This is a genomic window from Coraliomargarita parva (assembly GCF_027257905.1).
Classification (GTDB): domain Bacteria; phylum Verrucomicrobiota; class Verrucomicrobiia; order Opitutales; family Coraliomargaritaceae; genus Coraliomargarita_A; species Coraliomargarita_A parva.
Genome location: NZ_JAPZEI010000002.1, coordinates 198,000 through 223,924 on the forward strand (window position 1 = coordinate 198,000; position 25,925 = coordinate 223,924).

21 protein-coding genes are annotated in these 25,925 nt (G+C 54.3%); 11 read left to right on the plus strand and 10 right to left on the minus strand.

Annotated elements, in window-relative coordinates:
- Positions 1 to 33 precede the first annotated feature (33 nt).
- Both O2597_RS03175 and O2597_RS03180 read left to right on the plus strand, forming a co-directional pair.
- On the plus strand, positions 34 to 3,486 hold the full coding sequence (locus O2597_RS03175) for a hypothetical protein (RefSeq protein WP_269522739.1): 3,453 nt from the start codon (positions 34 to 36) through the stop codon (positions 3,484 to 3,486).
- A 29-nt stretch (positions 3,487 to 3,515) separates the two neighbouring features.
- Positions 3,516 to 4,232, plus strand: coding sequence for a hypothetical protein (locus tag O2597_RS03180; RefSeq protein ID WP_269522740.1), 717 nt, complete (start codon positions 3,516 to 3,518; stop codon positions 4,230 to 4,232).
- Between the two features lie 53 nt (positions 4,233 to 4,285).
- Here O2597_RS03180 and O2597_RS03185 read toward each other — a convergent pair whose 3' ends face one another.
- From O2597_RS03185 to O2597_RS03210, 6 genes are all read right to left on the minus strand, one after another.
- Complete coding sequence (locus tag O2597_RS03185; protein ID WP_269522741.1) at positions 4,286 to 5,269, minus strand: Gfo/Idh/MocA family protein; 984 nt, start codon at positions 5,267 to 5,269, stop codon at positions 4,286 to 4,288.
- 158 nt (positions 5,270 to 5,427) lie between these two features.
- Positions 5,428 to 6,837, minus strand: a complete 1,410-nt coding sequence (locus O2597_RS03190) for a GDSL-type esterase/lipase family protein (protein WP_269522742.1) — start codon at positions 6,835 to 6,837, stop codon at positions 5,428 to 5,430.
- Between the two features lies 1 nt (position 6,838).
- On the minus strand, positions 6,839 to 8,722 hold the full coding sequence (locus O2597_RS03195; protein ID WP_269522743.1) for a sialate O-acetylesterase: 1,884 nt from the start codon (positions 8,720 to 8,722) through the stop codon (positions 6,839 to 6,841).
- 119 nt (positions 8,723 to 8,841) lie between these two features.
- A complete protein-coding gene (locus tag O2597_RS03200; protein WP_269522744.1) occupies positions 8,842 to 9,798 on the minus strand; it encodes a hypothetical protein in 957 nt (318 codons plus the stop codon).
- Positions 9,799 to 9,873: 75 nt separating this feature from the next.
- Positions 9,874 to 10,788: a hypothetical protein gene (locus O2597_RS03205; RefSeq protein ID WP_269522745.1), complete on the minus strand. Its 915-nt coding sequence runs from the start codon at positions 10,786 to 10,788 to the stop codon at positions 9,874 to 9,876.
- A gap of 68 nt (positions 10,789 to 10,856) precedes the next feature.
- Positions 10,857 to 11,759, minus strand: coding sequence for a hypothetical protein (locus O2597_RS03210; RefSeq protein ID WP_269522746.1), 903 nt, complete (start codon positions 11,757 to 11,759; stop codon positions 10,857 to 10,859).
- Between the two features lie 172 nt (positions 11,760 to 11,931).
- On the opposite strand from O2597_RS03210, the gene O2597_RS03215 reads away from it, so the two are divergent.
- Complete coding sequence (locus O2597_RS03215; protein ID WP_269522747.1) at positions 11,932 to 13,929, plus strand: hypothetical protein; 1,998 nt, start codon at positions 11,932 to 11,934, stop codon at positions 13,927 to 13,929.
- A gap of 9 nt (positions 13,930 to 13,938) precedes the next feature.
- A complete protein-coding gene (locus tag O2597_RS03220) occupies positions 13,939 to 15,192 on the plus strand; it encodes a Gfo/Idh/MocA family protein (RefSeq protein ID WP_269522748.1) in 1,254 nt (417 codons plus the stop codon).
- A gap of 24 nt (positions 15,193 to 15,216) precedes the next feature.
- On the opposite strand, the gene O2597_RS03225 is transcribed toward O2597_RS03220, so the two are convergent.
- Positions 15,217 to 16,095 carry a helix-turn-helix domain-containing protein gene (locus O2597_RS03225; protein WP_269522749.1) on the minus strand — a complete coding sequence of 293 codons (879 nt, stop codon included), beginning with the start codon at positions 16,093 to 16,095 and terminating at the stop codon, positions 15,217 to 15,219.
- A gap of 106 nt (positions 16,096 to 16,201) precedes the next feature.
- On the opposite strand from O2597_RS03225, the gene dgoD reads away from it, so the two are divergent.
- The 3 genes from dgoD to O2597_RS03240 are packed head-to-tail and all read left to right on the plus strand — an operon-like array spanning position 16,202 to position 19,674.
- The gene (gene dgoD, locus O2597_RS03230; RefSeq protein WP_269522750.1) at positions 16,202 to 17,368 is read left to right on the plus strand and encodes a galactonate dehydratase; all 1,167 of its coding nucleotides are present in this window, start codon (positions 16,202 to 16,204) and stop codon (positions 17,366 to 17,368) included.
- A 7-nt stretch (positions 17,369 to 17,375) separates the two neighbouring features.
- Positions 17,376 to 18,884, plus strand: coding sequence for a GH39 family glycosyl hydrolase (locus tag O2597_RS03235; protein WP_269522751.1), 1,509 nt, complete (start codon positions 17,376 to 17,378; stop codon positions 18,882 to 18,884).
- The gene (locus O2597_RS03240; RefSeq protein ID WP_269522752.1) at positions 18,874 to 19,674 is read left to right on the plus strand and encodes an SDR family NAD(P)-dependent oxidoreductase; all 801 of its coding nucleotides are present in this window, start codon (positions 18,874 to 18,876) and stop codon (positions 19,672 to 19,674) included. Before O2597_RS03235 ends, O2597_RS03240 begins: the two co-directional genes overlap by 11 nt.
- Positions 19,675 to 19,707: 33 nt before the next feature.
- Here the strand turns inward: O2597_RS03240 and O2597_RS03245 are convergent, their stop codons facing one another.
- Together O2597_RS03245 and O2597_RS03250 are read right to left on the minus strand one after the other, a co-directional pair.
- Positions 19,708 to 20,661, minus strand: coding sequence for an acetylxylan esterase (locus O2597_RS03245; protein WP_269522753.1), 954 nt, complete (start codon positions 20,659 to 20,661; stop codon positions 19,708 to 19,710).
- A 292-nt stretch (positions 20,662 to 20,953) separates the two neighbouring features.
- Positions 20,954 to 22,027, minus strand: coding sequence for an alkene reductase (locus tag O2597_RS03250; RefSeq protein ID WP_269522754.1), 1,074 nt, complete (start codon positions 22,025 to 22,027; stop codon positions 20,954 to 20,956).
- A gap of 96 nt (positions 22,028 to 22,123) precedes the next feature.
- Here O2597_RS03250 and O2597_RS03255 point away from each other — a divergent pair, with 96 nt between their 5' ends.
- From O2597_RS03255 to O2597_RS03270, 4 genes are all read left to right on the plus strand, one after another.
- On the plus strand, positions 22,124 to 22,432 hold the full coding sequence (locus O2597_RS03255; protein WP_269522755.1) for an ArsR/SmtB family transcription factor: 309 nt from the start codon (positions 22,124 to 22,126) through the stop codon (positions 22,430 to 22,432).
- Positions 22,433 to 22,445: 13 nt separating this feature from the next.
- Positions 22,446 to 23,273 (plus strand): alpha/beta hydrolase, encoded by an 828-nt coding sequence (locus O2597_RS03260; RefSeq protein ID WP_269522756.1) that lies wholly within the window; start codon positions 22,446 to 22,448, stop codon positions 23,271 to 23,273.
- A 102-nt stretch (positions 23,274 to 23,375) separates the two neighbouring features.
- On the plus strand, positions 23,376 to 23,840 hold the full coding sequence (locus O2597_RS03265) for a hypothetical protein (RefSeq protein ID WP_269522757.1): 465 nt from the start codon (positions 23,376 to 23,378) through the stop codon (positions 23,838 to 23,840).
- 26 nt (positions 23,841 to 23,866) lie between these two features.
- Positions 23,867 to 24,298, plus strand: a complete 432-nt coding sequence (locus tag O2597_RS03270) for a hypothetical protein (RefSeq protein WP_269522758.1) — start codon at positions 23,867 to 23,869, stop codon at positions 24,296 to 24,298.
- Here O2597_RS03270 and O2597_RS03275 read toward each other — a convergent pair.
- Entirely contained in the window at positions 24,295 to 25,857 is a 1,563-nt protein-coding gene (locus O2597_RS03275; protein ID WP_269522759.1) for a xylulokinase, read from the minus strand. The two genes, O2597_RS03270 and O2597_RS03275, sit on opposite strands and share 4 nt — an antisense overlap.
- Positions 25,858 to 25,925: the final 68 nt, after the last annotated feature.

Below are 25,925 nucleotides of genomic sequence, written 5' to 3' on the forward strand. Positions count from 1 at the left end.
AGGGGCTTCGCCCTGGTGGTTGCGCTTTCCTTGATGGCGCTCATTCTTTTGTTGTCTCTGACGCTCACCGCTTTGGTACGTGTGGAGACTCAGACCAGCAGTGTGCAGAGCGATCTCTCCTTGGCACGTTCAAATGCCCTCCTAGGGTTGCAGGTTGCATTGGGCGAATTGCAAAAGGCGGCGGGCCCGGACCAGCGTGTGACGGGAACGGCTGATCTGGTCGATGGCTTGAGTGATGATTCCCAACGCCACTGGACGGGCGTTTGGGATGTCTCTTCCCGGGATCCATTTTCCACTTTCAGTGCCCCGTCTCAAGTGAGTTGGTTGATCTCCGGGGTTGATACTTCGGGCGATGATCTGACGCCGGACGCAACCGTCAAGGATCCGGTTGCCCTGATTGAGGATACTGCAAATTCATCGAATGAAGTGGTTGCCGGCTTGGAGGTGATTGAAGGTTTGGATGCGAGTCATAGAAATGGACACTTTGCTTACTGGGTTGGCGATGAAGGGGTGAAAGCCAAAGTCAACCTGTCAGACCCGCATCGTGCCAGCAGCGGGCAGACCAGTTCGGATTATCATTTCTCCCAAATGACGGGACAGCGAACCGGTATTGAGAAAGTGTGCTTGTCAGATGCAGGTTCGGCAGTGATTGGAGACTATCTGGATCCTTTGAATGCATCGATCGAAGGGCAATTGGATCGCTTGGCGTCGTTGGACCAACTGCAGTTGGTGGACGATGACTTGGCAGTCCTACCTGCAAATCGAATCCATGACCTGACGACTGCCAGTTTCGGTGTGCTGGCAAACGTCGCTGATGGTGGGTTGAAGAAGGACCTGAGTCTGGCCTTTGAAATGGATCTGGATGACTTTAATGCCGATACACACTTCGCTAAAGGCGGCGAGTCTCTGGCACCAGGTGCCAAAGGAACGATTACCGGACATGATATCCGCTATTTGTTTACGCACGACTACACAAAGGACGGCGATGGAATCCGTGGGCCGACTTGGCACATGCTTCGCAACTTCTACCGCTTGTATCTACAGGATGATCCCGACCGTTTTGTGGATTACAAGACCGACAATCCTCGCGGGGTTGTTGATGAAGGTGGTAGTTATACGATCGAAGCGCGGCCTTTTTTTCCACAAACTCCGGATGGCAGCAGCAGTGCTAGTTATGGGATCGCTGAAGCGCTCTATGATATCCAATATGGCTATGATATAAACGCAGGTAATTTCTATGATAATGGTGGTCTTCGACGGATCCCACGTCCTACGGATATGCAGATCGCCCCTGTCCTGACCCGGATGCAATTATTTATGAGTCTGCAGGCGGTAAAGGTTAACGAAGACCCCGTGACCGGCGATTTTCAATACCGGATTGACTTGCTGGCCAGTCCATTGGTTACCGTATGGAATCCGTATAATACGGCACTTTCCTTTGATACATATAAGGTCTCATGGAGTTTTTTGATTCTTCCATTGAAGATTCAATACAAGGAGCCTGGAGGGAATTTGCAGACGGTTGAGCTGAAACTAAGCTATGCGGATGATTCTAAAAAGGTTGATAATCTAGGCCTTTCGTTTACTCTGAAAGGGACCACTTTAGAGCCGGGGCAAGTCAAGGTCTTCTCGCATGCTGAAGCAGTCGGCTTGAAGGAGTGGACCGGCGGGAAGTCCTTAACAGCCACTTTGGAACCTTACAGTGGGAGTCTCGAACTGGAGTCTGAGTATTTCAGGTTCGATCAGATCCGGGTGACCGCCGTGGATGATGTGGCCGATACGGTTGAGGCTGAAGAATTAATTGTGGAACCCGGCACAGAAATACGAGTTGAAGGCGAGTCGGGGGGAGGGGCCACTGGAGGTTACAGCGACAAGTTGTATATCCGGTCTGACTTGGTCTGGGGGAGTCGTTCCGCGCCCATTAACCTGTCGAACGGGGTCTTTCGTAATCCAACCGGAGCTCGCGAATTTTACTGGCCTGAAGAGGATCCCAATTATTTTGGCGCTGTAGAGGATATCGCTGAAGATCGGGAGCCATACCGACATCCCCTAGGGCTTATCGATACTTATTTGAAACCGACCGGGGCCATCGACATGAATCATCCCGTTCAATTTATGGCCCGTTATAATCCGCGTTCCATGAGTCAGGTGCGCCTGACCGGCGGCTATAATAATGGCTACGATTTTCCCATTGTTGGAAACTGGTGCTATAATATCAGTTCATTTACGGATTGGTATTCCGACATCATTGCGGTCGATACCACGACAGGAAACGGTTTCTGGGGCGAGGATAACCGCAATGGGGCGCAGCATGTCGTCCTGTTTGAATTGCCCACCGCTCCTTTGCAGTCCCTAGCGGCATTTCAGCATGTCAATAATATCTCACGTTATGCCCAGGAACCGGCCTATGTGGTTGGAAATTCCTATGCGAGTCCATTTATCGATTCTCGAAATGTCACAGAAAGACTATTGAGCAAATATACTCAGGTGGATTGGTCCTATTTCTGTAACGAGGCCTTATGGGACGATTATTACTTCTCGAGCCTGTCTCCCCGGGAGGACTTGAACGAGGGGTTCGAGGCAAGATTGGAAAGCTATCTGGCTGGTGAATCTTTACCTGATTCACGGATGACTTGGTACGGTGATTCCACCGGCGAAGCACGCAGAGATTTACTGGATTCGGGAACTGACTCTGGAATTGATGCTGAAGCCTATATGAATGCTGCCAAACATTTCATGGTGAATGGGGCGTTCAATGTGAACTCGACCTCTGTTGAGGCATGGAAAGCCATGTTAGCATCCGCGAACGGTATCGATATGGCCTATCTCGATGGAAATAGTCTTAGTCGTGCGTCCTCTCAAGTTTCACCTTATAGTCGAATGAGTTTACCCGGTGGCGATAGTGCGGATGTTTGGCGTGGATTCCGCTCGCTGTCGGACTTGCAGGTTACTGCATTGGCGGAAGCCATTGTGGATCAGGTTAAATTGCGTGGTCCTTTTACCTCGCTTGCAGATTTCGTGAACCGACGCCTCTCGAGTGACGACTCAGGTTTGATGGGGCCTTTGCAGGCGGCCCTCAATTCGACGGCCTTGAATAGCGATTTTACTGCGGTGGTGACTGAGGGGGACCTTGAAGATTCGGGTATTACGTATCCCGAAGGCTCGAATATTCCTTATCCCCAGCAGGCCATCGGTGCGACCGAGGCGGCTGCGACTGGTTATCTGCAGCAAGGAGACTTACTTATGTCACTCGGTCCTGTGCTCAGCGCTCGCTCCGATACTTTCACGATACGTGCTTATGGTGATTATGAAGACCCGATTACAGGTAGGAAGGTGACGGCCCGCTGCGAAGCGATTGTCCAGCGATTGCCTGAATATGTGGATCCTACCGATGCTGCGACGCTTGGACCTTTGGAACTAACTAGCAACTTGAATCAAGATTTCGGTCGGCGCTTCGTAGTCCGCTCAATCCAATGGTTGGATTAGGCCGAGAAGGATGTTATTTAAATTTAGTGATGCCGAAATTTCTCTATATACTTACCGGTCTATTTCTCTGTGCTCACTTTAACTTGAGGGCACAGACTGATGAAAATACGATTTCAATAAGTTTTACTTGTTTGGCTTGGGACACGACGAAAGCGAATGGCATCCAGTATCTGAATGGTGAGGAAGTCGAAACACTTCGCGTGGGGCAGTCTCGTTTAAACGGACCTTATTCTTATACAGGCCCAAATCCGATTGTCTTTTTTCGGGAAAGGCCCGGAGGCGAACCGGGCACTGTTGTGAGGGAACCTGTCGCCAGAGCTTATGTCGAACCGAACCTTCAGGATGTGCTTTTCCTGTTTTCGGATGCAGTGCGAATGCCAGAGGCGGTGGAAACTCCGGTCCAAGCTAAGCTGAACACGCTGGTGATGAATCACGATTTCGGTGCATTCCCAATGGGTTCATTCCGTATTATCAATCTAAGTAAATACCAAGTTGGCTGTATTCTTGGAGATGAGAAATTTGTGATTCCCGGAAAGGAGACAAAACTGATAGAGGATCCGGCTGACGATAAGGCGGATATGCGAGTTCATTTTAGCATGAAAATTGACGATCAGTGGGAACCGAAGATTAACACCGGTTGGATGTATCATTCGAATCGGCGGGCTTTGGTCTTCCTGACGGATGTGGTCAACTCCCGACGTCCTTATCTTAAGATGAAAACGATAACGGATTTTACGTCGATGTGAGTTATGGATGAAGTGCAGGTAATTTTATCAAAGGAATGCATGCTCAGTTATGTTCAACTTAAGCATATGGGCTTGTTATCGATTATGCTAAGTTTCGCTCGGATGGCCCAGCGTGTCGGGGAGAGTTCGGTTTCGATGTCCATCGGTATCTTTTGCATTCCGAGTACATCCTTAAAGAACAGGTCGTGCCATTGAGGTGGAGGTGTTTGGACGTCAATGGGCCCGCAGTCCTTACTCCCGATTATGAGACGTGTCCATTGGCCACCGCTACGGGATTCCAGAATGCCTTTTGATCCGAGGATTTTCAGACTTTCGTCGCCCCAGATCCCAGTGCCTCTCGGGTTTAAATAGTTGCAGGCAATCGACGCCACGCCTCCATTGCTCAATTCTGCTACAATGGAGGCCGCCATTCTCAACTCTCCAGTGGGGAGTGGATTTGCCTTCTTCGTTTCAAATGCACGAATGCTGCAGATGTGCATGCCCGCGACATGTTCGACAAAACGAAGTGCGTGGATTCCATTTTGGCAAATGAGCCCGCCGTCCTCGTCTTCATCCTGTGCTCGCCAGTCGCAGTAAGGGTAAGACTTTTCCGCTATGACTTGAACGACTTCGCCGATGACGCCGCTCTGTATGATCTGCTGCATGGCATAGTATGGCTGCTCATAGGCAGTACCCGCCATCTCATGAAACACCTTGCCAGTTGTTCTTGCGGTTTGGATAATTGCGTCGAGGTCCGCCTCGGTTAAGGCGCACGGCTTTTCCGCAAGCACGTGTTTTCCTGCTTTCAGTGCACGAATGGCATGTTCCGCTTGTTCGGATCGTCGAGGTGAACAGAGGGAGATGAGGTCAACTTTGGGGTCAGCCAAAAGATCTTCAAAGCTCGAATGTCGGTGGATCGAATGGTCTTCGGATCCGTAAATTTTCTGCAGATCGACGTCTGGTATTCCGGCAACCGCTACTAGCTGTGCGAGTGGATGCTTTCGCAAGTGAGCGTCGATTTGATGTCCGTTCTTACCGTATAGTCCAATATGTAGCATGGCAGGTTCGTGTGGTTTTCCTTTTATGCCATTTGGATTGATTTTACGCGCTCCTTTCAGGAAGCACGTCCTACAAGTATTCGCTTAGATTTACCTTGGTGTTGTAGGACGGGCTTCTTCAGAGCCCGTGACGTCGACAGAAGAGGCAGTATGCTATATTAATTGGAATTCGACCTCGACATTACTTGCTCGATAATCGGAGCTCTAGCTTCTGCCCACTTGGTGTAAGCCTCGGCTGTCGGCTTGAAGCGATTCGGAATGAGTTGAGCTGGCTCGTCCTGAAAGATCTCCGTCAAATTCAGAAAGTGGACCTTCGGGTCCTGTTTAGAAAAGTCCTTGAGAAGTTGATTGTATGTTTCGATGGAGCCGAAGACGAGCACACGTTCACCCCGGATTTCCGGAAGCGCGCTTTCCAGAAGAATTTCGGTTTGAGGATACAGTCCTTTGAGTGTGTTGACGATCGCCGCCACGCCTGCGGCAACCTCTTCGGGGGTTGTGCTGCCGGCTGTCAGGTTTTCCTGCATTTGTAGAATAACCAATTGAGGATCGATGTTCTTTGCGGGCATGTTCTTTAATTGCCATAGAATATTCTCCGTGCGGTTGCCCCACATGGCACCAAAGACCGGCGCGTATTGTCGGTAGGTGTCCCGATACAGATCACCCAGGCCGCGCTGCCATTTCGACATGGTGATGTCGCCGAGGAAGAGTAAGTGACCCTCGCTTCGCTCGGTTTCTTCGAGGAAACGGTTGTATTTGTAGAGCCAGTCATTGCGGGATGCCGGCTGGATGATCGTAAGATCTTCGGGTGTCTCCACCGGAGCGGATGGAGGCGGCACATTGGCGACGGGAGCTGTGGCCAGCCATTGGTCGACGATGGCTTGAATGCTGTCGGCCCACGCTGTGAAGGCTTCTGGCTTCTCCGGGTGCAGCCCGTCCGTGAACCAGGTTTCATTCAGGCTGCCATCGGGGTTGAGGAAGACTTCGCCGAAATCGATGAATTTGACCATTTTGCCATCATCGAGCTTGGCCAGGTAATCGTTGATCTTATGGATTTGCTCCATTCGTCCGGCGGGACGGCTGCGCGGGAAAATGGCCTGCACCAGAACGCGGGTTTCCGGGTGATGGCTGCGGATGTATTCGACTATCTTCCACACCCCGTAGGCAATTTCTTCATTGCTGCGATTGTACAGGTTGTTGGTACCGATCATCAGCAGGACCATCTTGGGGTGGAGTGGGGCCATTTCCCCGTTCTCCAGTCGCCAAAGGACGTGTTGGATCTGATCGGCGCTGATCCCTAGGTTGATGACACCGTGTGGGTCGTAGCGCTCTTGGCGGATCTCTTTACCCGCGCCGACAGTCCAGCGGTAAGTGATCGAATCGCCCAGCAGGACGATTTGAATCTTGTCTGCGTTGTCTTCGGCTTCCTGTACCAGTGCCCGGTGATGGTCGCCCCACGAATCCTGCATCTTGGGAGTTGTCGAGCTATTCGTGTTCGTGGCGGCAAACAGCTGTGCGGCGGATAAGAGGCAGAGTGCCAGCGCACTCGAGAGTCTTTTGTGTGGATTCATGTTATTTTTCGGATTTAAAGCTTTCATCTAAATAGTTGCTGATGCAGTCGGCCCACATTTCCCCGTGCTTTTGGAGGCCGCGGGTGCTCAGATGGATCCCGGCCCGATCTGCCCCTGTGAGTGTGTCGGTGTCCGGGCCTTGCATCGCGAAGCCATCCTCCCAGAGCTTTTGCTGCGCGTTTCGTGTGCTGGCAAAGGAGGATTCCTTTGGGTTGTGGTAGGAAGTTTGAGCGACCATCCATGGAATCTCCCATCCTGCTACTTGGCGGGTGGCTTCGATGATTTCCTTGAGGGTGTCGTAGTAGAAATCGGTGCTTTGCCGAACATTGCTCTCACCTTGATGCCAGAGTAGGGCGCGGAATCCTCTCGGTCCGAATTGATTGATGCGTGCCATCAACCATAGGAAAGGGAAGGAGCCGGGTGTCCAGTTTTGCACCGGAGCACCGCCTTGGCCAGTGATGGCAATGCCGACCGGCACTTTGTATCGGCGGACCATGGCATCTCCGAAAAAGGTCCATGGGCTACCGCCCTGGCTGCCGTCACAGCTGCCGGGGAGGGGATCTTCACAGAGTTGCCAGCTGCCGCCGCCAAAGCTGGCGACGAGTCCGGTTTGCGTGCGGTTGCGTGCGTCCTCCGTCGCGCCGTAATTGGTCGAATTGGATTGGCCGCAAGTGACGAAGACTTCGCCGATGCCGACGTGTTCGATTACTGTTTGGGCGACGATTTTGCCTTTATGCCATGCGCGTATCTCGACTTGATACCATCCGCCGGCGGACAGCCGCAGCTTGGCGGAGAATCCATGGCTGGCACTGTCTATTTCAACCGGCATCCATTCCTCTGGAATGCTTCCGTATGCAGACCTTCCCGTGACGCGGGCTTCGGCGTGATCGAAATCATTACGGAAGGAACCTTCAATGCGGATGGAGCCTTGGGTTTGGGTCGTTCGCTGGAAAACCTGGTAATCCTTTGGCGAATACAAGGAAAGTGAGTTGTCGTTGGCTTGTGGAGCCAAGGGAAAGGCGATCTGTGAAGCCCGGCGGGCAGGGATGGATTCCGGGATCAGGGCTTTGTATTCGGCAACGGCTTCATCGGTCATGCGGCTGGCGTGGATACTGACTTCGCGTGTCTCACCGGGTTGTAGCTTGGCTTCCCATACTTGATAAAGGCCCTCGCGCCAGGGCGTGCCGACTTCGGATGCGGGTCCCCAGATGCGGTCGCCGCCGGTGATTTCGATCCGCCAATGAGCTGTATTGCCATCCTGATACCAAATGGTCTCCGGCCAGAGACGGATCGTCGGAGTCTTCTCGAGGTCGGCGTCCGTTGCGCGCACCGCAGCCACGGTTGAATCCAGAACCATGAGCAAAAGCATGGGCGCTACAGATTTGTTTATCGCGGTGATGTTTACGGCTTGCTCCGAACTGAAGTCATAAACGATCTCACCCTTGTCGCTGCTTGCACGGATGGTCTGTGCATCCAGCTTTTCGATCTTGTGTAGGGGCACCGGCTGATTTTGCCAAAAGAAGATCCCGCGTGAGCCACCCAGTGAATTTTGTTCGGGCAAACCGATGCCGGTTTTCAGGAAATCGGGTCGATGCGCATTCGGCATCAAGTTGTAGATCTCGCTTGGCTTGAGAAAGCGAAGGCTGGCCAGACTACCGTCCTCGGTGATCTGGCTCTCAATCGATGGTTCTCCGCTTTGGCTGATCCGCCAGAGATTCTTTTCCTGGCGGATCGTTGTTTCGCCGGAAAGCGTTTGCAGCAGGAATCCCAGGCAAATGATGCGGCAGATGAAGTTCCTGCAAAGGTAGGGCGCGTTATCCTTAACGCGCCGAATTACGGAGTAGAGCGGTTCGATAAGGGTATCGAACCCTACCCATTGGTCCATCTTTATGCAGAATGCTCGAGTGAATGATCGATTCATGAAGTCATTGTTCATCGTCTACGGGCACAGAACGAACAAAGGCATCCTAGTAGATGCCTTTGGGGGAAGAGGTTGCTCTTGTTTTATTTGATGCTGCGAGCTCGACGTTTCAGGCCAAAGGCTGCGAGCAAGGCGATACTACCAAAGTTGAGTGCCAGCGTCTCAGGTTCCGGGATGGCAGAAAATTCGGCGGGGATTGAGTCGTAGATCCGAAACTGGTCCAAGTCGGTGACTTTGGTATCGGCGTTGTCATTATAGTATTGTCCAAAGGTAAATCCGTTGGCCGAATTAAAGCTTTGTGTAATCGTGTCGGTGCTTCCGTCATCCAGCGCCGAGGATGAAGTTGCACTGGCAATTAAGTAGGTGTTCGAACTGGTATCAATTGCGGTGTTTCCCTCTGCCAGGAAGAGCTTGACGGTGATGAGTCCCGTCGAACCGTCGGTTTCCATCGTGGAGGCGATGTGGTAGGTTGTGTTTGCGCTGAGATTTAGAATCCCGCTGCTAGCGCCGACGGAAACGGCACTGGAGGATCCTGTTAGAAACTCGAAACGCAGTGCCCCGTTATTCGAAAGCAAATTAAATCGCAGACCGTCGCTTCCGCTGATGCCATAAAGAGCAAGAAATCGAAACTGATTGGTGCTTAGTGCTACATCGGTAGACCGAAAAAAGAAGTCAACGCCGCCATTCAGCGTATCAAAGCCACTGGTTCCGTTGTCGGTATACCAAGAGTCAAATGACGAGGCCGCCGAGTTCGGGCTAAAGCCAGCGCCAGTAGGACTGTAGCTACTTGACTGCCCTTGGTCGTCCAAGCTTAGGTAGTTGCCTCCGCCTGTGGTAAGAGGCGTGCTGGAGGAAATGGAGGAATAGACATTCGAAGACGAGCTAGTGCCGGTGAACTGACCGGTGCCGCCTAGGGTTACCATGTCGCTGGCACCGCCGGTGCCGCTTCCGGTGCCATTGAAGTCGGCCTGAAAAACGAGGGCAGCAGATGCCGTGTGGGCGAGGGCCATGCTGAGGAGGAGTAGAGATGGTTGATTCATGAGGTGTTTAAATAGCAGGTTTGAGGTGTTGGATATTCAGTGATTCCGATTCAAAACGAGCATCACCGGTGGTGATTAGTCCGTATGGTGACCACCTTTTCGCTTGAGGCCAATTGCTGCGAGGAGGGCGATGCTGCCAAAGCTGAGCGCAAAGGTTTGAGGCTCGGGGATTGCGCTGAATTCTGTGGGTATGGAGTCGTAGAGTCGAAAGCTATCAAACTCGACGACGCGGGCCACATCAATGTCATGGGTTCCGAAGGTGAAGCTATTGTTTAGTGTTGTGCCTGTTGAATTGAACGATGCTGATGTGGTTTCAGATCCATCTGCAATCGCTGCACTGGAGATTGTCGTATTGCCTTCGGTAATATAAATATTGGTGGTAATTAGCCCGTCGACTCCAGTTTCCAAGGTGACGGCTACATGGTAGAGTGTGTTCGCTTGATAGTCACTGAAGTTATAGCTTGCCCCGCCAATATTGACGCCGCTGCCACTTGAGTAGTCTAATATTTGAACTGCGAAAGGTCCTGTTCCGGAACTTGGTGTATTCGTTGTTAAAATGAGTCGAAGTTGGTCGTTCTGGCCAAGCCTTACATCAATTGGGCGGATACTGGTGCCGGTAAGTTCTGTTTCGGTGCTTTGGAAAAAGAAATCCAAGGCACCATTGACGCTGTCGTAGCCCAGCGAATCGCTGGTATCTTCAAACCAGCTGTTAAAGCCGTTGTCGATGGACGTAGGGTTTAGTGTCACACCAACCTTTCTTCCGACTTTAGCTGCACCGTCTGTAACGGTTAGTTTTCCGTCAGAGATCGAGGAGACGATGTCATCGTCGCTGGCTGTATCGTAAATGCTCCCGGTGCCGCCGAGTGTGGCGATATCGCTGGCACCGCCTGTGCCGCTTCCGGTGCCGTTGAAGTCGGCTTGGAAAACGACATTGGCAGAGGCTGCTTGGGTGAGGCCTGCAGCTAGGATGAGTAGGGATGTTTTATTCATGAGGTGTGGGATATGACTGGTTTGAGGTGCTGGATATTCAGTTTCGAAACGAGCATTATAGGTGGTGATTAATCATTCGGGTGACCACCTTTGCGCTTGAGGCCAATCGCCGCTAGGAGCGCCATGCTCCCAACGCTTAACCCGACTAGCTTAGGTTCTGGGATGGCTGAGAATTCGGCAGGGACCGAGTCGTAAAGCCGGAAACTGTCGAGCTCAAGTACTCGGTCCACTGCTACATCTGAGGTCCCGAATCTGAAGCTGTTGTCATTGACGGTGCCTGTGGTATCCACTGAGCCTGCAGTAGTTCCTGATATCGATGGTATGGCGGATGACGATATGGTTGTGTTTCCTTCTGCCACGAAAATCTTTCCAGTAATCAATCCATCAACGCCTGTTTCAACAGTGACCGCCACGTGGTAGAGTGTGTTCGCCTGGTATTCGTAGAAGTTATAACTTGGCGCCATAATGACAGTGCCAGTGCCGCTTGAGTAATCGAGTATTTGTAGTGTTAGGACTCCGGTGACATTGGTTGTGACGACAATCCGGAATTGGTCGTCCTGACCTATCCGGGTATCGATCGCTCTGACTGAATTCCCGGTCAGCGCGTTTTCCGTGCTCTTGAAGTAGAAATCCAAGGCTCCGTTAATGCTGTCATAACCGAGTGTATCGCTGGTATTTTCAAACCATGAGTTGAAGCCATTGTCTATACTCGTCGGATCGAATGTCACGCCCACAGGTCGTCCCACATAGCCAGATCCGTCCGTGATTACTAGTTTTCCGCCTGAAACCGATGCGCTGATGTCGTCGTCTGCTGCTGTGTCATAAATGCTTCCGGTGCCGCCGTACGTGGCTATGTCGCTGGCACCTCCGGTGCCGCCGCCGGTGCCGTTGAAGTCTGCCTGAAATACGAGATCCGCAGATGCGGTATGAGCGATAGCTGCGGAGGCGACGAGTGGGATGATTTTATGCATGGGTGACATAATGTAGATTTGGTTTTATTTTGGGGTTTGACAATATACTAGTAAAGACCCAAAACAATTCGAGTTTTCTGAATCAATGCAAGCTCAAATTTGAGTCATTCACTCCAAGCAATCTCGATCTAGTAGGATAATGTATAAGACTTCGGCTCCTCTTGAAATCGACGTGCGTGCACGTTGTATACAGTATTTGGAAAAGGCTGCAGATGTTAGCCGCGACTGGTTTGCGGCCGATGGTGGCTGGCGCGCCCCGAGTCGTCCCTTGAGCGCACGTGAACGGCTTTGGCTCAGCTTCGCGTATTATGAAACGGGACAGACGGAGATGGGGGACTTTGTGGTTGGGGCGACGGATGTCAGCCAGAAAGAATATCCGGTGGAGTCGACCTTTAACATCTTCAGCACAAACATCGCTCTGGTGCTCTTACTTCGTTATCGAAAGCTGATGTCGGCATCGGTTGTGTCGAAACTGAAGTCCATGGTGAGGGACGGCTTTGCCACATGGGCGGGAAACCGGGCGCCGGATTACCAGTTCCACGGCTTTAATGACAACATGCCCGCGAAGGCGGCGATGGGGCTCATACTTGGTGGCGAGATGCTAGGCGAGCCTGAGGCGGTGAAGCATGGCTTGTGGAGCTTGCGGCAGTTTGCCGCGCAACTGACGCGTCGAGGCATCAACAGCGAATACAACTCGCCGACTTATTCGCCGCTTACGCTGCATGCCATCGCGGAAATCGCAGGTCATGCGCAAAATGATGAGGCACGCCAACTGGCTGCGGATATCGAAGCGCGCCTCTGGTTGGATTTGGCTGCCCGTTTTCATGAGGGCACGGGAATGCTGGCGGGGCCGTATTCCCGTGCCTACACGGTCGATCTGCTTGGCCAAGTGACCTTGGCTTCGTCGCTCCTTTGGTTTGTCCTTGGCGATGTGTCCAGAATGTCGCCCATGCGCCTGTTTGATCCGGATGAACAATTGGTGCTGCACCATCACGGCAACCCGCCCTTCAATATTGCTCAGATGTGTTGGCTGGCTGCGGGTGAGTATCATGTGAGCGAATCGACTCGGCGCTTGTTCACGGAGAAAACTTACCCCTTCAGTTGTGTGTCGACTTCAGAAATGGGTCCCACCGCGTTTGGTGGCTATCCGGCTTGTTCAAACCGTCAGCAGACCTACCAGGAGGCGGACTTTTCGGTCGGAACTTGCAATGTCTCCTTCTTGAACGGTGGCCAAGCGGCGGCTTATTTTGCAAGCTACCGTAACAAGGCCGACCCAGTTGAGGATGGGCTGAAAGATGTGGGTACGGTCTTTAGCAAAATGCTGCTGAATGATAGTAAGCCGGGCGAATATGTCTCAGAGGGACCTGAGTATACGAATGGTGGTGAGCAAGATAATTTAGTCTCTTATGCAAATCATTTTACACTTCAGTCGGATAGCACTGCCTTGGTCCTGTCGCACCCTCATTTTTTGCTGAGTGCTTGGGATGGGCAGGAGCCTCGAAAAGTAAAGCAACTGAGTGAGGCTGTGTGTTTCCCCTCGAAATTTGCCGGTGCAGACGAAGTTTTTGTCGGAACGGAAACACGTGAGAGCTGGGGCGGTGTAGTGCCGCGTGGACAGTGGATCGTATGTCGCCGTGGGCGCTTGTTTGTCGGGATTCGTCCCTTGGTGTATACACGAACGTTGGGGGAGCCGACGATCACTCTCGAACAGGTGAATGGATACGAAGTGATTCGCAGCACTTTTTACAATGGAGAGGAGCGAACCTTCAGTGTTCAAGACTGTGCGGATGTGTATGGTGGCTTTATCGCCGAGCATGCGAGTGTTGACGATTACACTTCGTTGGAAGCTTTTGCTCAAGAATTGAGCCGGGCCAAAATTGAGGATTACTTTTGGACAACCCGCAGAGTGCGCTACTGCCGAGATGTGTCGGATGCAAAACCTGAATTGGAAATGGAGCTTTCCTGGACGCCGGGCAGCCCGGAGCCGCGTTTTGCGGAGATCAATCGCAAGTTGGTCGAGTGGCCTGCATGGGAGGCTTCTGCACCTGCGCCGAAGACATCTGACATTCCACTACTCGGGAAGACGCGAGATCCATTGCCTTATTATTTCCCATGGGAGCACCTGCGCTGTGTGCAGGCACCCTGGCCCTGGGCGATCGGGGATGCTTAATGAAGCGAGATGAAATCTAAAGAAATGGCAGGCGAATGTGCCCGGGTTCTCATGTTGGGAGTCGGCGGCTACGGGCATCATTATATTGAAGGCTTAAGAGCACTTCGTGCCGCAGGGGAGGCTAAACTTGTTGCGATTGTTGATCCTGCAGTGGAGCAGGCCATGGATTGGCCGGAACTGAAAGCTCTGGGCGTTCCGGTGTTTACATCACTGCAGGCCTTTCTAGGGGCTTCGCTTGAGGTCGATCTAGCTGTGGTGGCGACGCCGATTTCCTTTCATGCGGATCATTCCTGTGCGTTGTTGGAGGCCGGTATCAATGTCCTGTGTGAAAAACCGATCGCGGCTACCGCTGCGGAAGTGGAACGGATGCGAGCGGCTCGCGATGCCTCCGGTCAATTTTTGGAAATCGGTTATCAATGGTCTTTTAGCGAGACGATGCAAAACCTGAAAGCGGACATCCTGAAGGGAATTTACGGGAAGGCTGAGCAGCTCAGCACACGAGTCGCTTGGCCTCGTCCGCAATCTTATTATTCCCGGAATAATTGGGCGGGTAAGATTTACAATGGGCAGGGGAGGCCCGTCTATGATAGCCCGGTGAATAACGCGACCGCTCATTTTCTCCAGAATATGTTCTTTATGCTTGGGCCAAGTGCCGAGCTTTCGGCGACACCCACTCGTCTGGCTGCGGAGTGCTATCGGGCCAATCCGATCGAGAACTTCGACACCGCCTGCATCAAAATTGAAACGCTCGAAGGGCCGCCGATCTATTTTTATACCACTCATGCCGTGGAGGCAAACGATGGGCCAGTGTTCAGCTATCAATTCGAGACAGCCGAGGTGCGTTATCGTTTGGGGGGCGATGTCGTGGCCTACCTCAAAGACGGTTCGACCAAAAATTACGGGGACCCCGAGTCGACGCATATGCGTAAGCTGGAAAGCTGCGTCCGTAAATGTCTGGGTGGAACGCAATCTTCCGCGACCTCTAGCGTGGAAGCGGCCAGTGCGCACACATATTGTGTGGAAGCGCTACAGGATATTCCTGTGCATGCCTTGGCCGAGGAGTTTGTGGCAAAGAAGCAAGTCAACCCGGGGGATACGCTTCGCTACATTCCGGGAATGGAGGCTGTGCTGAAGTCTGCATTTGATCAAAACAAACTATTCGCGGAGTTGAATTTGCCGTGGGCGGTCGATGCTGCGACGAAGGTTGAAGTTCTGATGCCGGATCATGGAATCGAGTATTCCGCTTGCGGAGCTTACATTTGAGGTACGAGTCAATTTGGATGCATCTTAATTTGTACCCGGTCGCTTTCGATAGCTGCGAGGGGATTCCCCGTGACGGGTGCTGAACCAGTTGGAAAATTGTGAGAGGTGGCGGAATCCGAGATCGGCTGCGATGACTTTGATGGGGATTTCCGGACGGCGGAGTTGCCGGCAGGCGTAGGTGAGTCGCTGGCGGTCGCGGTAATGGTTCGGGGTCTGGCCGAGTTCGCTGCGCCAGAGCCGGTCGAGTTGTCCGGCGGTCAGGCCCTCACGGGCGGCCAGTTCACCGCGATCGAAGCTTTCACGAATATCGAGGGCGGCCAGATAGCGATAGCTGGCATTGACACGTGGGTCCTGAATGCTGGGCACCTGGTAGCGCATGCCTGCCCGCTCCGCCAGTAGCAGGCTTTGCTTGAGGATTTCTAGCGTGTGTTTCTGCAGCTCAAGATAATCGGGGATGCTCAGTTTTAAGGCCTGTAGCTCGAGCCGTTGTCCCGGGCTGAGTTGTTTGATGACAGGGCAATTGACGAGCTCCGCTAAGGCTTTTTCGCCGGCGGAATCAGGTTTGACGCTAATAATTTGGGGGCCGCTCCACTCCGCCCCGTTCTGCGGGTTGCCCAAGGCGATATGGATCGATACGATTTCCGAGTCATCGGAAAAATGCTGCCAGCGTGTGCCCGGGGTGGTGAGTATCCATGCCGGATTATTGGCGTCCGCTTGAATCGAGTGATTGCCCTTCTTCATTTCGACGCTGCCCCGGAGTAGTTTGCACAAGGTGAAAATCGCGCCGGGGAAGTTACCGGACCTGCCCGCCGGGGGACCGACATAGCAACGTTCCAATAGGGGGTGGAGTGCCTGCCAGTCGGCAGTTGCTTGCTTGGCTTCTTGGCGGGCTGTATTTGGCATGATGCACATATTTATTAACTTTAAGCCGAAGGCTGTAAATTACATAAGTTTGATAAAACAGCGGTTTTTCGGCAGGTTTTGGAAAATAATCTAAAGTTTTCCTGCTATGAAAATCACCTCACTGAAACCATATATTGTGGATTGTTTCCGCACCAACTGGGTCTTTCTAAAAGTCGAGACCGATGAAGGCATTTACGGGTGGGGCGAAGCCTCGCTGGAATACCGGGAAAAGACGGTGGTCGAAGCGATGCTTGAGCTCGGTCGAAATGTCATTGGGCGGAATGCCTTTGAAATCCAGTCGATCTGGGACGAAGCCAACCGGGAAGTGTATTTCCGTGGTGGCCCAGTCTACATGTCGGCCCTCGGGGCGCTCGAGATGGCGCTCTGGGACATCAAGGGCAAGGCGCTAAAGGTGCCGGTGTACGAGTTGTTCGGCGGTGCGGTACGCGACCGGATTACCTGTTATGCGAATGCCTGGTTTGCCGGTGCGAAGGAGCCGGAGGAATTTGCGGAAAAGGCCAAGCTGGCCATTGAAGCTGGATACCGTGGGCTGAAATGGGATCCCTTCGGTTCGGCTTACCTGGAGCTGACGCCGCAGGAGCTGAAAAAGGCCGAGGCTTGCGTGGCGGCGGTGGCTGGAGTGGTCGAGGGAAAGGCGGAGTTGCTGATCGAGGGGCATGGCCGTTTTGATGTGCCGACGGCGGTGCGCGCAGCCGACATGATCGCCGCTTACAAGGTCGGCTGGTTCGAGGAGCCCTTGCCACCGGGGAATCTGGAAGCGCTCGCGGAGGTTCGCAGGAAGTCCCGTGTGCCGATTGCGACGGGTGAGCGTTTGTATAGCCGGTGGGACTACATCCCGTTTTTCGAGTCACGTTGTGCGGACTTCGCGCAACCGGACGTGACTCACGTCGGCGGCATGTCGGAGTTAAAGCGCATTGCGGAAATGGCGGAAGGCTACTACCTCCCGTGCTGCCCGCACAATCCCTGTGGGCCGGTGGCCAATGCGGCCACGCTCCATGTGGCGGCGTCGACCATGAATATCCGACGCCTCGAAACCATGGCGACCGATGTGAACTGGCGCACTGAAATCGCCGAAGAGGAGGCTGGCTTTGTGGATGGCTGCCTGACCATCCCGCAAGTTCCCGGCTTGGGGGTGGAGATTAATGAGGCGGTATTGGCGAAGTATCCGTATCAAGCCCACGATCTGCGCCATTACAAAGGAACCCTGACGGACATCCGTCCGAAGGAAAGCGGTTATATTTTCAAAAAGTAGGTGAAATATGGATACTGTAGTGGACCCGAAGTCATTTGTCGAAGATCAGGATGTGCCTGCACTGAAGCGTGCACAGCTGACGGACCTGGAAGCCTTGGGGCTTCCCGTCCTTGGTGCGTTTAGACCGCGCAAGACGGCCGAAATCAAGTCGTCCAAAATCGGTGTCGGTTTCGAGACGCTGGACCGCTTCATGTTCGATCCGGATCGGGTCTATCCACTGATGGCCGAACTGGGGGCCAAATGGGCCCGGGTGCAGACGGGCTGGAGCCGTTGCGAGACGGAAGCGGGGCAGTATGACTTTGCCTGGCTGGAGGAAATCGTCGACAGGCTGTTGGAAGCCGGGGTCGAACCTTTCTTTTCGGTGACTTTCGGCAACAAGCTTTACATGCCCGATGTGCCGCACGAGTCGGCGGTCGGCCATGTCCCGCTCTATTACGGGGATGACGTGAAACGGGCCTGGCACGATTACGTGATCGCGCTGGCGCAACGCTTCCGTGGCAAGGTCCGCTACTGGGAGGTTTGGAACGAACCGAACATTCCGCAGTTCTGGCATCCGTCCAAACCGAACGGCGCCGAGTATGCCGAACTGGTGAAAGTCACGGCAGCCGCGGTCAAGGAATCGATCCCGGATGCAAAGATTGTCGGCGGGGCGATGTCGAAAATGGATCCGCCTTTCCTTGAGGCCGCCCTCAAAGCAGGCATGGCGGAGTCTATCGATGTGTTTTCCTTCCATCCCTACCAATCGGTGCCGGAAGTCAATCTGCAGAACATGCACGATCTCGTTCGCCGTATGCTTCGGCAATATGCCCCGGGGCACTCCATCGATGTCTGGCAGGGCGAGAACGGTTGTCCCTCACAGACAAAGGGGCACAATGACGATTGGCTCGGGCTCTATGGGACCGATCAGGTCGTTCAGGCCAAGTGGGTGGCACGGCGTATCCTTGCCGATTTGAAGACCGGATTTGACATGGCCCTGTATTTCCACGCGGTCGATCTGATGGGACGTCCGTACCGTCAAGCCGGCGGCGAAGTTAAAAAGCCCGTGATGATGGGCTTGATCAACGGCGCGGATTACTCGCCCAAGTATTCCTTCGAAGTCTTTCAGCGGGTTTGCTCACTCTTTGATGATACAAGCGAGCGCTGTGAATTGTTTTACCGTTTCCTGAATCCGGATGAGCAGCAGCCTCAGCAAAGTGCGGTGTTGGCTTCGCCGATGGGGGTTTCCTTTGTTCGTGATGGAGTGCCTTTGCTGGCCTACTGGAACACCGAGGACCCGCAACAGAAGAAAGCGGCACGTGAGATCGATCTCGTGTTCTGGGCGGACTCGGACCTCAAGTTCGATTCACCGGTCCTCTTGGATCTCATGACCGGACAGGTGCACGACCTCGCCGCGCACGCGAAACCTTTCATCTGCGACGATGCGCATGTCGGGACCCAGTTCCGCCTGCCGTTTACCGACTACCCGTTGGTGCTCACCGATCAATCCCTCTTTCCCTTGTTGTCGTATGAAAATTGATACCGCATCCTTCCTGTCTTTCGCCGGCAAGACTGTCTTGGTCACCGGTTCCTCCCGTAACCTTGGCCTGACGATTGCCGCGGCCTTTGTTGAAGCCGGAGCCCGTGTTATTTTACACGGTTCCGAAGCCAACCTGAAAACGGCACATGCGCAGCTCATCGAGACCTACGCCGAAGCCGAACTGATGTTGTCGAGTTTCGACTTGGGCGATCCATCCGCGATTGAGGCTGCTTTCGACGAGCTTGAATCGAAGGGCTGGATGCCGGATGTCCTCGTAAACAATGCCGCGCATCTCGGTTTGGGGGATTCCGGCTTTCTTGAGCAAAGCCCGGATTTTTTCCGTGAAGTTTTGGAGGTGAATCTCTTCGGCGCTTTCCGCTGTGCGCAACTGACTGCTCAATGGCTTCAGACAAAGGGTGGGGGTGCCATTGTGAATATTTCCTCCTTGGCCGGGCATCAGGGAATTTATGGACGGAGTGCCTATAACATCAGCAAGGCGGCTCTGGATGGCATGACCCGAGCCATGGCACAGGAGCTTTCATCGTTTGGTATTCGGGTGAACTCGCTCATTCTGGGATACGTCTGGACCGAGCGCTGGAATCATCTGGCTGACGGCGTTGAAGCTCGCCGAAGGAAGAATGTGCCTTCAGCCGCCCCCAGTTCGCAGGAGGAAATCGCCCGGACGGTGCTCTTCCTTGCATCGGATTCCGCTCCCACACTCGTCGGTTCTCAGGTCCTGCTGGATGGAGGAATGGGGATACAGCAACTCCCACGGGATATCGGAGTTTGATGTGTCGCGGTATTTGGCATTCCACACCGAATCTCAATCCCGGAACCAACGCCGGAGCCGGGTATGGACGGCTGCGTCGTCGTGCTCGTTGCCGGCGAGATCGAAGTGGGCGGCTTGGCGGATGAAGAGCTCCTTGGGGCCGGCCAGTGCGTTGTAGACGGCAAATTGTCCGGGGGGCGGCACGGCCGGGTCGAAGGTGGCGGCGGCGACGAAAACGGGAATCGTGACATGTTGTGCCGCGGTTGCGGCATCGAAATATTGCAGCACCTTGAGAATGTCCTGATTGCCTGCGTGGTAGTGTTCCTGAATGGCTTGACCGCTGCCGACACAGGGGAGCTGGACGCGTAGCGGGTGGTTGCCGAAGCTGGGGATGTTGAGATAGGCTTTCTTGAAGCGCTTGTCCCAGGCCAGCATGAGCGCGCCGATCCCGCCCCCAAAGCTGCCGCCGCTGTAGAAGAGGCGATCGCTTAACTGGGGATAGAGCTCCAGCACGGCGGATGCGGCCAACCAGTAATCGACCACGCTACCGAGATGGGAGTAGGTGGCTCGGTCCTCAAGACCGAGCATGACGTGCTGGTGCCCCTCGCCCGGATAGTCCGGGTGTGCCGAGCGGTGGAACCCGCGTGCGCAGGGATAGATGCAGGCGGCGGATTCGACCGGTTGGCCGAAGTCGGGAGCTTCCCGCCCACCGTAGCCATGGCCGACGACGACCGCATTGCTGAGCTTTCCATCGACCGGAACGGTTAGCCAACCACCGGCGCGGACATTGCCCCAGGAGTCGTACTCGATCTCAAAGAGCTTGTAGTCCGGATTCGGGCTTTCGACTTCCTCGCAGCTCAGCTTGAGTGGGATATCCAGTGCCCGGGCATGAATGCCTTCCCAGAAGAGCGTGTAGTCCTCCGGCTCGTCAGGAGCGCCGACTTGCAACAACTCCTCCAAGGTGTAGCCGTAGGTTGGATCGAAATCGAAATCGTGATCAATTGCCATACACTCCGATGCTATGGATTCGTCGGGCGTTGGCGAACTTGGAGTTCTTCAAATTGTTGAACCTGTTGAGTTGAACTCCAGAATGGGATAAACGCGTGGCGGTCCCCCTCTCCTGTGCAAGGGGGGGACCGTCTGAAAATTAGTGTCGTCTGAATAGCGAAATACTTGAAGAAGCCGACTGTCGCGGCTTCTCTACCACGGATTCTTCTCCAATAAGCAGCCGTTCTTTTATGGCGAAGGCGCGAGAGCGACTTCGATTCCACTTTGAGGCAGGTTTGCCTGGCGTTGGGGGTTAAGACGCGAAAGGATAGTCGGTGTAGCCCTCCTCGCCGCTGGCGTAGAATGTGTCCGGATTTGGCTCATTGAGAGGCAGGCCTTCGGCGAACCGTCGAACCAGGTCGGGGGTGGCAATAAACTGCTGGCCCCAGGCGCAGGCATCGGCTTCGCCTTTCTCCAGAATGGATTCCGCGGTGGCTTGGTCCAGTTGTTGGTTGGCGATGTAGGGGCCGCCGAAGATTTCCTTCAGCTTCGGGCTGAGTTGCGGTGCCTCCTGCGACTCACGGGCGAAGATGAATGCAATACCGCGTTCCTTCATGGCTTGAGCGATATAGCCGAATGTCGCTTCCGGATCGGAGTCGCCCATGTCGTGCGTGTCGCACTTCGGCGAGATGTGCAGTCCGACGCGTTCCGGTCCCCAGACCGAGATGGCGGCATCGACCGCTTCGAGCATGAGCCGGGCGCGATTTTCGATTGATCCACCGTATTCGTCGCTACGCCGGTTGGTGGAGTCCTGCAGGAACTGGTCGAGCAGGTAGCCGTTGGCACCGTGAAGCTCGACACCATCAAAGCCAGCCTTCTTCGCGTTCTCCGCGCCCTTACGGTAGGCTTCAACGATCGCCTTGATTTCGTCGAGCTCCAGGGCACGCGGTGTTTCAAAACCCTTCATCGGGCGGACCAAGCTGACATGGCCGGCAGGCTTGACGGCGCTGGGTGCGACCGGAAGTTGACCGTCCAGATACATCGGATCCGAGATGCGGCCCACGTGCCAGAGCTGCAGGACAATACGGCCGCCTTGGGCATGGACGGCATCCGTTACATGTTTCCAACCCTCGACTTGCTCGTCCGACCAGATGCCCGGCGTGTCGGGATAGCCGACCCCCATCGGGTCGACCGAGGTTGCCTCGGAAATGATGAGGCCGGCGCTGGCGCGCTGGGCATAATACTCGGCCATCAGCTCATTCGGCACCCGGCCTTCGCCGGCACGGCAGCGGGTGAGTGGTGCCATGATCATACGGTTGGGGAGATCCCAGGCACCGATACGGACAGGAGTGAGAAGTGGCGATGTAGTTGTGCTTTGTGTGCTCATGGATATATTGTTCTAGTTCTATCGAACAATTGGGCCGAATCCGATTGAGTCAAATTGTGTTCGTAATTTTTCGAACAATATTTTCACTTCATACAAATGCCGACTAAAGAATACGAACATCCCCCGCTCGAAGAGGTTGCCTTGCCCGACTTGATGCAGGCGCTTTCCGACCCCTGCCGGATCGCGATCCTGCGGGCCTTGTTGGAGCGGCAAGAGCTGGCCTGCAACGAGCTGCCGGTCGAGGTTGCCAAGGCGACGCTGTCACACCACATGGCGGTCTTGCGCGATGCCGGCTTGATTTTTACCCGGGTCGAAGGGACCAAGTGTTTGAATACGGTTCGTGCGGACGAGGTGGAAGCGCGGTTTCCGGGGATTCTTAAACTCGTCAGCCAACCTGCTGCTTAAAACGACTTACGATATGTCTTACGTCTCTACATCCGCGAATCTCGACATCAAGGGCTTCGACCCGAATGCGACGCCGATCTACAAGCAGGTCGGCGATGTCGAGTTGAAGCTCCACATCTTTAATCCGGTGGGGCATGATGCTTCCCAACAGCGCCCGGCAATCGTCTTCTTCTTCGGAGGCGGATGGATCGGGGGTTCACCTTCCCAGTTTTTCCCGCACTGTGATTACCTGGCATCCCGGGGCATGGTGGCGATCTCGGCCGAATACCGGGTGGAAAGCCGCAACGGGACGAGTCCGCAGGAATGTGTGATGGATGGAAAGTCGGCCATGCGTTGGGTGCGGGCCCATGCCGGTGAATGGGGCATCGACCCGAATAAAATCCTGGCCGGTGGCGGATCGGCCGGTGGGCATGTTGCCGCGGCAACTGCCACCGTCGAAGGTTTCAACGAAGCCGCCGAGGATGCGTCTGTCAGCTGCAAACCGGCGGCTCTGGTGCTCTTCAATCCCGTATACAACAACGGACCGGAGGGATACGGGTACGACCGGGTCGAGGACTATTGGGAGGATTTCTCCCCCGCGCACAACCTGAGTGCCGAAACGCCGCCGACGATCGTTTTTCTCGGGACCAAGGATGCCCATGTGCCGGTAACCATGGCCGAAGCATACAAATCTATAATGGAATCCTTTGGTGGGCGCTGTGACCTTCATCTCTACGAAGATCAGCCGCACGGTTTCTTTAACCACACCGAGGAGCGGATGCCTTACTATAAGGCGACGGTTCTCGAAATGGACAAGTTTCTGGTCTCGCTTGGCTACCTGGAAGGCGAACCAAGTCTCTAGAGATTTATACTTGGGAGAAATTATGTCTTCCAAATGGCCTGGGTTTTGGCTATTTAAAGGAGTGTTATGCTTCGAGTGCTTTCATGCCTGCTATTCTCATTCATGTCCGTTGCCTCCTTGCTGGGGGCAGAGTTTCAGGATGTTGTTTACAAAACAGGGCCGGCGCGTTTCCGAGCCGGCGACTCCATTCAGATTGAATCTGTGCGCTCGACCGGTTCAAAGCTGCGCGTTGGCGAAACCATCGAGGTGGCCGGCACTTATCATCTGTCCAGCAGGCCTGCCGCTAAAATCAGTGTTTTCGTAACTCAAACCGAAGGTGATGGACGCAGCCAGATCTTGCCCGGACAGGAGCAGGTCATTCGAGAGGGGGCAGGGGCGTTTGAACTGCGGATCGATGTGCGTCACGCCGGTTATTTACACGTCAGCTTTTATCCGCGGGACGGGGGCAGCAGTTTCGGGGGTGTTTATTTCGGCAAAGGTAAACAAATGAACGCCATCGAGGATTGGACGCTCGATTGGTATGTCAAGGATGACGCTGTGGGTCGGGATACGACTCGTCCACAGTAAGCCTAAGCACTTAAACCCAACCCAACATGCCAGAGGCCTTTCCGCTCTTTATTATTGGTTTCATCATCCTTGCTATTGTGGTGCGTTTGCTAGCGGGTTCTTTCGATGGGGGGCGAGTAAAGGATTACATTGAAAATACTCTAGATGGTGAATTGATCGATCAGAGTTGGGATCCCTTGGGGCCGGGATGGTTCGGAGAAAAGAATGACCGTATTTACGAAATCGTATATCGGGATCGTGATGGAGCCGTGCACCGTGCACATGTGAAAACATCTATGTTAAGTGGGGTTTACCTGACGCAGGACCGGATTATCGAGCACGCGCGGACTCCGGTAATTAAGCGTCGTGAGGTCTCAGTTGCCCAAGCGAAGATGGAGCTTGAGGACGAGAAGGTCCGACTGGAAGCACGTTTACGGGAGATTGAAGCGGAGCAGCGAAAATCAACAGATCGCGTTTAGCTCGAAGTTTGCTTGCCGGGGAGCAATTTTGAGAAAACAGAAAGCGATTCACGGTAGGTATCAGGTCCCACCTTCGACTCGATGATACTATCCGGTTCCGGTTGGCAGAACGCGGCGACCAATTCTTTCATGTCGCAGTTGAGGTGATTGTGGGCTGCGCGCAGGGCGGCTCCAAGTGCAACCGAGCCACTGACGGCAAGACGCTGGACTTTGGCTTGAAAGATGTCGGCCACGACTTGGGCAATCGCATCGTTCTTGGACGCGCCTCCGGTCAGGTAGATGACTTCCGGTTTCAGTTCCATCCACTCGCTGCGCAGTTTCATGTTGAGGAACTGGCCTTCGACGCAGGCGCGAATCGCGAGGTCGGCGTCGTTCCAACGCTCAAAGGTTTGGCTGCCTTTCAAGATTGGAGCTTCAAGGTCGATGCGCGGGCTGATTTCGGGACGGAAGAAGGGGACCATGAAGTTTCCCTTGTTGCCCGCTTCGGTCCGTTCAAATGCGGCAGTGAACTGTTCCCAGTCGTAGCCGAGCTTGTCCTTCACTGCTTCACGGGCCAGAGAGCCATTGACGAAGCATTGCAGCGACATGGAGCCTCCGAGTGGATTGCCGAAGACGTGACCGTAGCCTTGAGGGTCGGCGACGACATCCTGCATGGCGGCGAAAAACGTATCGGAGGTGCCCAGAGAGATGACAACTTTGCCGGGTTCTCCGGCGCCCATGCCGACGAGACTGCTGGGGTTGTCGCCGGAGAACACAGTCACGGGCGTGCCTTCGCTGAAACCGAATTTCTCAATAAAGTAGGGAGCGATCTTGCCCACTGCGGTCGCACCCGGCACGACTCCGGGGAGCTTCGCCGCCAGATTCGGTGCCGTTGCTTCCAGTAGTTCCGGGTCCCATTGCCAGGATGCAATATTCAGCAGGTTCATGCCGGCCCCGTCTCCGGTATCGATCGGTGCGTCGGCACCGCAGAGGACCGAACACAGGAAAGAGCTGACCAGATGAATGCGTGCGGTTTCGTCGTAGGCCTGTGGGGCGGTCTTATAGAAACGCCGTATCTGTGGTCCGGTGAAGCGCTCGATTGCGACTGAGCCGGATTTGGCGCACACACTCGAGTTGCCACCGACGGCTTCGGCGATCTCGCGGCATTCCTCTCCGGTGGAAGTATCCATCCAGATCGGGGAGGTGAGACGGCTCAGGCTGGGCTGTATCTGTTCCGCAAGCGAGCTGTTCGGCGAGAGTGACCCGACGACCTGGAACCAGGATGCATTCAGGTAAACCGACCCATGCTGCTGGCCCGCACCTGAGACCGCTGCAACTTTTGATAGGTCGCATTGCCCGCTTAGTTCCTCAAGTAGCAGCTCCAGCGCATCCAGCCACATCCGGGGATCGGAATGCACTTCGCCACCGGCCCCATCCGGAATGAAGCCGGACGGGGCCTTATACTGTGGTAGTTGTTGACCAAAGTTGATGCTGGCATCGGCCACGATGGTGCCGGTGGCGGTGTCAATGACCAGCGCGGAACAGCTCTGGGTGGAAGCGTCGAGTCCGAGGGATAGCATGGTTCTTTATTTTTTGGGGGATACTATTTCTGCCGAGTTAGCTTATATACATTGTGTCGCGAAGCGAA

Excerpts from the sequence above, each read along its gene's own strand:
- O2597_RS03265 (WP_269522757.1), top strand. The coding sequence starts at position 23,376 with ATGTCCGTTGCCTCCTTGCTGGGGGCAGAGTTTCAGGATGTTGTTTAC.
- O2597_RS03200 (WP_269522744.1), bottom strand. The coding sequence starts at position 9,798 with ATGAATCAACCATCTCTACTCCTCCTCAGCATGGCCCTCGCCCACACG.
- O2597_RS03205 (WP_269522745.1), bottom strand. The coding sequence starts at position 10,788 with ATGAATAAAACATCCCTACTCATCCTAGCTGCAGGCCTCACCCAAGCA.
- O2597_RS03180 (WP_269522740.1), top strand. The coding sequence starts at position 3,516 with ATGCCGAAATTTCTCTATATACTTACCGGTCTATTTCTCTGTGCTCAC.
- O2597_RS03225 (WP_269522749.1), bottom strand. The coding sequence starts at position 16,095 with ATGCCAAATACAGCCCGCCAAGAAGCCAAGCAAGCAACTGCCGACTGG.
- O2597_RS03210 (WP_269522746.1), bottom strand. The coding sequence starts at position 11,759 with ATGCATAAAATCATCCCACTCGTCGCCTCCGCAGCTATCGCTCATACC.
- O2597_RS03190 (WP_269522742.1), bottom strand. The coding sequence starts at position 6,837 with ATGAATCCACACAAAAGACTCTCGAGTGCGCTGGCACTCTGCCTCTTA.
- dgoD (WP_269522750.1), top strand. The coding sequence starts at position 16,202 with ATGAAAATCACCTCACTGAAACCATATATTGTGGATTGTTTCCGCACC.
- O2597_RS03195 (WP_269522743.1), bottom strand. The coding sequence starts at position 8,722 with ATGGACCAATGGGTAGGGTTCGATACCCTTATCGAACCGCTCTACTCC.
- O2597_RS03245 (WP_269522753.1), bottom strand. The coding sequence starts at position 20,661 with ATGGCAATTGATCACGATTTCGATTTCGATCCAACCTACGGCTACACC.
- O2597_RS03185 (WP_269522741.1), bottom strand. The coding sequence starts at position 5,269 with ATGCTACATATTGGACTATACGGTAAGAACGGACATCAAATCGACGCT.
- O2597_RS03235 (WP_269522751.1), top strand. The coding sequence starts at position 17,376 with ATGGATACTGTAGTGGACCCGAAGTCATTTGTCGAAGATCAGGATGTG.
- O2597_RS03220 (WP_269522748.1), top strand. The coding sequence starts at position 13,939 with ATGAAATCTAAAGAAATGGCAGGCGAATGTGCCCGGGTTCTCATGTTG.
- O2597_RS03260 (WP_269522756.1), top strand. The coding sequence starts at position 22,446 with ATGTCTTACGTCTCTACATCCGCGAATCTCGACATCAAGGGCTTCGAC.
- O2597_RS03250 (WP_269522754.1), bottom strand. The coding sequence starts at position 22,027 with ATGAGCACACAAAGCACAACTACATCGCCACTTCTCACTCCTGTCCGT.
- O2597_RS03270 (WP_269522758.1), top strand. The coding sequence starts at position 23,867 with ATGCCAGAGGCCTTTCCGCTCTTTATTATTGGTTTCATCATCCTTGCT.
- O2597_RS03240 (WP_269522752.1), top strand. The coding sequence starts at position 18,874 with ATGAAAATTGATACCGCATCCTTCCTGTCTTTCGCCGGCAAGACTGTC.
- O2597_RS03255 (WP_269522755.1), top strand. The coding sequence starts at position 22,124 with ATGCCGACTAAAGAATACGAACATCCCCCGCTCGAAGAGGTTGCCTTG.
- O2597_RS03275 (WP_269522759.1), bottom strand. The coding sequence starts at position 25,857 with ATGCTATCCCTCGGACTCGACGCTTCCACCCAGAGCTGTTCCGCGCTG.
- O2597_RS03175 (WP_269522739.1), top strand. The coding sequence starts at position 34 with ATGGCGCTCATTCTTTTGTTGTCTCTGACGCTCACCGCTTTGGTACGT.